The following is a 6057-nucleotide window of genomic DNA, read 5'->3' as shown; positions in this document are numbered from 1 at the left end:
TCCGCATTTGCAGGGGCTGCTGCCGGTCGATACGCTCGACGCCGTCGATCCGGCCGCGATTCGCGAGAAGGCCGATGTCGTCTTCACCGCGACGCCGTCCGGCGTCAGCGGCAAGCTGGTGCCGCAGCTGCTCGACGCGGGGCTGACGGTGATCGACCTGTCGGGCGACTTCCGCTTGAAGGATCGAGCGGCGTACGAGACGTGGTATAAGCACGAAGCGCCGCCGCAGGATGCGCTCGACCGAGCGGTGTTCGGCCTGGCGGACGTCTTTCCGGATCGGGTGCGCGGCGCGGCGTTCGTGTCGAACCCGGGCTGCTATTCGACGACGTCGATGCTCGGGCTCATTCCGGCGGTGGAGGCCGGCGTCATCGATGCGGGCTCGATCATTATCGACGCAAAATCGGGCGTGTCCGGAGCGGGCCGGGGCCTTAGCGTCGGCGTACACTATTCGGAAATCAACGAAAACTTTAAGGCCTACAAGGTCAACAAGCATCAGCATATCCCGGAAATCGAGATGGTGTTGTCCGAACGGGCCGGCGCGCCGGTGACGGTGACGTTCACGACGCATCTGGTGCCCATGACGAGAGGCATCCTCTGCACGATGTACGCGTCGATCGCCGACGATCGGTATCTCTCCGACGACGCTTGGATCGAGCTGTACCGCAACTACTACGAAGGGCGGAAGTTCGTACGCATCCGGGGCAAAGGCCAATGGCCCGCGACGAAGGAAGTGTGGGGATCGAACTTTTGCGATATCGGCTTCTCGGTGGACCCGCGCACGAAGCGCGTGACGATTCTCGCCGCGACCGACAACCTGGTGAAGGGCGCGGCGGGGCAGGCGATCCAAAACCTGAACCTGATGATGGGCTGGGAAGAGGATCTGGGGCTGCGGCTCGCCCCGGCGTATCCATAGTCGTTAGCGAGGCGTCGGCAATACGAGGAAAAATCATGGAACCGAACGAATGGGGAGGCAGAACGGCATGGCCGGGCACAGCGGGTTTACGATAGCGACCGAGGGGTCGATCACGACGCCGAAAGGGTTTCGAGCGGGCGGCGTGTATTGCGGGATTAAGAAAGTGCAGCGCTACGATCTTGGCGCCATCGTCTGCGACGTGCCGGCGGACGCGGCGGGCGTCTTCACGACGAACGTCGTCGTCGCGGCGCCGCTGACGGTGACGAAGGAGTCGCTGGCGCGGTCCGGCCAGCTGCAGGCGGTGCTCGTCAACAGCGGCAACTCGAACGCCTGCACGGGCGAGCAGGGCGACCGGGACGCGCGCGACATGCGCGCGAAGTTCGCCGAAGCGCTCGGCGTGCCGGAGCATTACGTCGGCGTGACGTCGACGGGCGTCATCGGCGTGCCGATGCCGATGGAGAAGCTGTACCGCGGGATTCCGGAGCTGCGAACGAAGCTGTCGACGGAAGGCGGGGACGACTTCTGCCAAGCGATCATGACGACCGATCTCGTACAGAAGTCGATTTGCGTCACGCTGACGGTCGACGGCAAGACGGTGTCGGTGGCAGGCGCGGCCAAAGGCTCGGGCATGATCCATCCGAACATGGCGACGATGCTCGGTTTTATTACGACGGACGCGAAGCTGGAGCCCGGCTGCCTGCAAATGCTGCTCAGCAATGCGACCGACGTGACGTTCAACATGATTACGGTCGACGGCGACACGAGCACGAACGATATGGTCGTGGCGATGGCGAGCGGCCTCGCGGGCAACGCGCCGCTCGGGCCGAACCATCCGGACTGGGAAGCGTTCGCGGCGGCGTTCCGGCATGTGGCGGAGACGCTCGCGAAGGAGATCGCCCGAGACGGCGAAGGCGCGACGAAGCTGATCGAGGTGAACGTCGTCGGCGCGAGCACCGACTACGACGCGCGCGCGATCGCGAAGACGATCGTCGGCTCGAACCTCGTCAAGTCGGCCGTGTACGGCTCCGACGCGAACTGGGGCCGGATCATCGCCGCGGCGGGCCGCGCGGGCGTTCCGATGAATCCGAACACGGTGGACATTCGCCTCGGGGATATCCCGGTGCTGAAGGGCTCCGCTCCGGTTCCGTTCGACGAACCGGCGGCGAAGGAATATTTGGACGGCAACGAAGTGACGATTCACGTAGACCTGCACGGCGGCGCGGGCAGGGCGACGGCGTGGGGCTGCGACTTGACATACGATTATGTAAAGATCAACGCATCGTATCGGACGTAAGAGAGGAGCTGCGAACATGGGAGAAGCAACGGGGAAAGGCAACACGTTCGTGATCAAATGCGGCGGAAGCACGCTGGCGGCGCTCCCGAACGCGTTCTTCGCGGAACTGGCGGCATTCCAGAAGGAAGGGCGCCAGCCGGTCATCGTGCACGGCGGCGGGCCGGCGATTTCGCAAGCTTTGAATAAACTCGGCATTCACACGGAATTCGTCGACGGCCTGCGCCGCACGAGCGCGGAAGTGCTCGACGTGGCGGAGATGGTGCTGGCGGGCAAGATCAACAAGGAGATCGTGCGCCGCTTGTCGCAGAACGGCGCGAAGGCCGTCGGCCTCTCCGGCACCGACGGGCGGCTGCTCACGGCGGAGCCGGTGGCGAACGCGGCTCGGCTCGGCTACGTCGGCGAGGTGACGGAGGTCAACGCGGAGCTGCTGAACGCGATGCTCGCGGCCGGCTATATCCCGGTCGTGGCGCCGGTCGGCCTCGGGGTCGACAACCAGCGGTACAACATTAACGCCGACACGGCGGCTGGCGCGGTCGCGTCGAGCCTCGGCGCGGGGCCGTTCATCGTCGTGACCGACGTGGCGGGCATCGCGGGCACGGTAGACGGCGAGAAGCAGGTGCTGCCGAAGGTGACGCCGAGCCAAATTCAGGCGATGATCGACAGCGGCGAAATTTACGGCGGCATGATTCCGAAGGTGAAGGCAGCGCTCAAATGCCTCGGCGGCGGCGTCAACGAAGTCGTCATCGTGAACGGCTCGGAGACGGGCGTCCTCGGCAAGGTGCTGCGTGGCGAGCCGATCGGCACGACGATCGTGGCGGAACCGACCGCCGCTAAGGCGTAAGGGGGCGGCGACGATGACGACGGGCAAAGAAGCGCTGTTTCCGAATTACGGACGTTTCCCGATCCGGCTCGTGAAGGGCAAGGGCAGCCGGGTATGGGACGAAGCGGGCAAGGAATATCTTGATTTGATGAGCGGCATCGCCGTAGCGAACCTCGGCCATGCGCCGGAGCCGGTGTTGGAAGCGCTCAAGCGGCAGCTCGACGAGCTGTGGCACGTCTCCAACCTGTTTGAAATTCCGGGGCAGGAGCGGCTGGCGGCGCTGCTCGCCCGGCTGTCCTGCGCGGACCTCGCGTTCTTCTGCAACAGCGGCGCGGAGGCGAACGAGGCGGCGATCAAGCTGGCGCGGCGCTACCACCGGAAGGTGCTCGGCAATAACCGTTATGAAATTATTACGTTCCGCAATTCGTTCCACGGACGGACGCTCGCGACGCTGACGGCGACGGGGCAGGATAAGGTAAAGGACGGCTTCGATCCGCTGCCGACCGGCTTCGTGCATGTCGATTACAACGACGTCGACGGCTTGAAGTCGGCGATCACCGATAAGACGGCGGCGATCATGCTCGAATTCGTGCAGGGCGAAGGCGGCGTGCGTCCGGCGTCTCCGGATTTCGTCGCGGCGGTAAAGTCGCTGTGCGCGGAGCACGGGCTGCTGCTCATCGCGGACGAAATCCAGACCGGCATCGGCCGGACGGGGACGTTCTTCGCCTACGAGCAATTCGACGCGGAACCGGACATTATCACGCTCGCGAAGGGACTCGCCAGCGGCTTCCCGATGGGCGCGATGCTTGGCAAGGCTTATCTAAGCGACGGCTTCTCGGCGGGCTCTCACGGCTCGACGTTCGGCGGCACGCCGATCGCCTGCGCGGCGGCGCTCGCCACGCTCGAGACGATGGAGAAGGAAGGCATTCCGGCGCGGGCGAAGCGGCTCGGCGAGCAAGGCGCGGAGCGGCTGCGGAGCGCGCTCAGCGGGGTGCCGGGGCTCGTCGAGGTGCGGGGACGCGGACTGCTGCTCGGCATCGAGATGGCGGCGCCGGTCGCCGGCATCGTAACGAAGGCGCAGGAGGCGGGATTGCTCGTCATTACGGCGGGGCCGAACGTGCTTCGGCTGCTGCCGGCGCTCACGATCGAGGAAGAACAATGGAACCGAGGCCTCGATACGCTCGCGGGCTTGATCGCGGCGGAATCGAAGGACGGTATCTACGCATAGAGGGGAGAGGGGCGATTTGGAAACGGCAGTAGGGTCTTCGCCGGCCGGCGAAGCGCATCCGAAGACGACGTCGAACCCTTTTAAAGGCAGAGATTTCTTGGCGTTAGCCGATTACACGACGGAGGAAATCAAGCAGCTGCTCGAGCTCGGCATCGAGCTCAAGCGCAAGCAAAAGGCGGGCGAGGCGTACCAGCCGCTCGCCGGGAAGACGCTGGCGATGATTTTCGAGAAGTCGTCCACCCGGACGCGCGTCTCGTTCGAGGTCGGCATGACGCAGCTCGGCGGCAATGCGCTCTTTCTATCGAAGAACGACATTCAGCTGGGACGCGGGGAGACGATCGCCGATACGGCGCGTACGCTGTCTCGATACGTCGACGGCATCATGATCCGCACGTTCGCGCATAAGAACGTTGTAGAGTTGGCGCGCAACGCGACGGTGCCGGTCATTAACGGCCTGACCGACCTGTCGCACCCGTGTCAGGCGATGGCGGACTACATGACGATCCTCGAGAAGAAGGGCAAGCTCGAGGGGCTGAAGATCGCGTACATCGGCGACGGCAACAATATGGTGCATTCGCTCATGGTCGGCGCGGCGAAGCTGGGGCTGCACATCGCGGTCGCGAGCCCGGCCGGCTACGAGCCCGACGCGGAAGTCGCGGAAATCGCGCGCGAAGCGGCGGCGGCCTCCGGCGGCAAATACACGTTCCACTACGACCCGAAGGAAGCGATCGAAGAAGCGGACGTCGTCTATACGGACGTGTGGGCGAGCATGGGCATGGAGGCGGAGCAGCAGGAGCGCGAGCAGGCGTTCAAAACGTTCCAAGTGAACGCGGAGCTGACGCAGTACGCGAAGCATGACTACTTATTCTTGCATTGCTTGCCGGCGCATCGCGGCGAAGAGGTAACGGCCGAGGTCATCGACGGCGACCATTCGGTCGTGTTCGACCAAGCGGAAAACCGGCTCCACGCGCAGAAGGCGATTCTTGCGGCGCTGATGGGTTAAGGGTACCATTAGGGATAGACGGGAACGAAGAAGATCGAAGGGTGGATTAGCGGCACATGTCCAAGCAAAAAATCGTGTTGGCGTATTCGGGCGGTCTCGATACGTCGGTCATTCTTACCTGGTTGAAAGAGACGTACGACGCCGAAATCATCGCCTTCACGGCGGATATCGGCCAAGGCGACGAGCTCGACGGCCTCGAGGAGAAGGCGCTGAAGACGGGCGCGTCCAAGGTGTATATCGAGGACCTGCGCGCGGAGTTCGCGAAGGATTTCATTTTCCCGATGTTCCAAGCTGGAGCTCTCTATGAAGGGCAATACCTGCTCGGCACGTCGATCGCGCGTCCGCTCATCGCCAAGCGCATGGTCGAGATCGCGAAGGCGGAAGGCGCGACGGCGATCGCGCACGGCGCGACGGGCAAGGGCAACGACCAGGTGCGCTTCGAATTGACGGCGGCGGCGCTCGCGGCCGAGCTCGAGGTCATCGCGCCGTGGCGGGACGAGGCGTTCCGGGCGCAGTTCCCGGGCCGCGCGGAGATGATCGAATACGCCGAGAAGCACGGCATTCCGGTCAAGGCGTCGGCGGCGAAGCCGTATTCGACGGACCGCAACCTGCTGCACATCTCGTTCGAGAGCGGCATGCTGGAGGATCCGTGGTTCGACGCGACGCGCGAGGACGTGCGCGACATGTACGTCATGAGCGTCGATCCGGAGCTCGCGCCGGACGAGGCGGAATATATCGAGCTGACGTTCAAGCAAGGCTGCTGCGTGGCGATCAACGGCACGGAGCTGTCGCCGCTCGA

Annotated in this window: 6 protein-coding genes; all 6 read left to right on the top strand. The window is 64.3% G+C overall.

Annotation, left to right across the window (positions count from 1 at the left end; all coding sequences use genetic code 11):
• On the top strand, nucleotides 1–913 hold a 913-nt coding region (gene argC, locus VEZ38_RS01085; RefSeq protein WP_324891076.1), incomplete at its 5' end, for an N-acetyl-gamma-glutamyl-phosphate reductase.
• Between the two features lie 67 nt (nucleotides 914–980).
• Complete coding sequence (argJ, locus tag VEZ38_RS01080; protein WP_324891074.1) at nucleotides 981–2207, top strand: bifunctional glutamate N-acetyltransferase/amino-acid acetyltransferase ArgJ; 1227 nt, start codon at nucleotides 981–983, stop codon at nucleotides 2205–2207.
• 16 nt (nucleotides 2208–2223) lie between these two features.
• A complete protein-coding gene (argB, locus tag VEZ38_RS01075; RefSeq protein WP_324891072.1) occupies nucleotides 2224–3048 on the top strand; it encodes an acetylglutamate kinase in 825 nt (274 codons plus the stop codon).
• Between the two features lie 13 nt (nucleotides 3049–3061).
• Nucleotides 3062–4255, top strand: coding sequence for an aspartate aminotransferase family protein (locus tag VEZ38_RS01070; protein WP_324891070.1), 1194 nt, complete (start codon nucleotides 3062–3064; stop codon nucleotides 4253–4255).
• 97 nt (nucleotides 4256–4352) lie between these two features.
• On the top strand, nucleotides 4353–5258 hold the full coding sequence (gene argF, locus VEZ38_RS01065; RefSeq protein WP_414694634.1) for an ornithine carbamoyltransferase: 906 nt from the start codon (nucleotides 4353–4355) through the stop codon (nucleotides 5256–5258).
• 56 nt (nucleotides 5259–5314) lie between these two features.
• Nucleotides 5315–6057: argininosuccinate synthase (locus tag VEZ38_RS01060; RefSeq protein WP_324891067.1), on the top strand; the 743-nt coding region annotated here is incomplete at its 3' end.

It is taken from the genome of Paenibacillus sp., assembly GCF_035645235.1.
Lineage (GTDB): Bacteria > Bacillota > Bacilli > Paenibacillales > YIM-B00363 > Paenibacillus_AE.
Note: the sequence above shows the minus strand (reverse complement) of the source record. Positions and strands in the feature narration are given on the sequence as shown.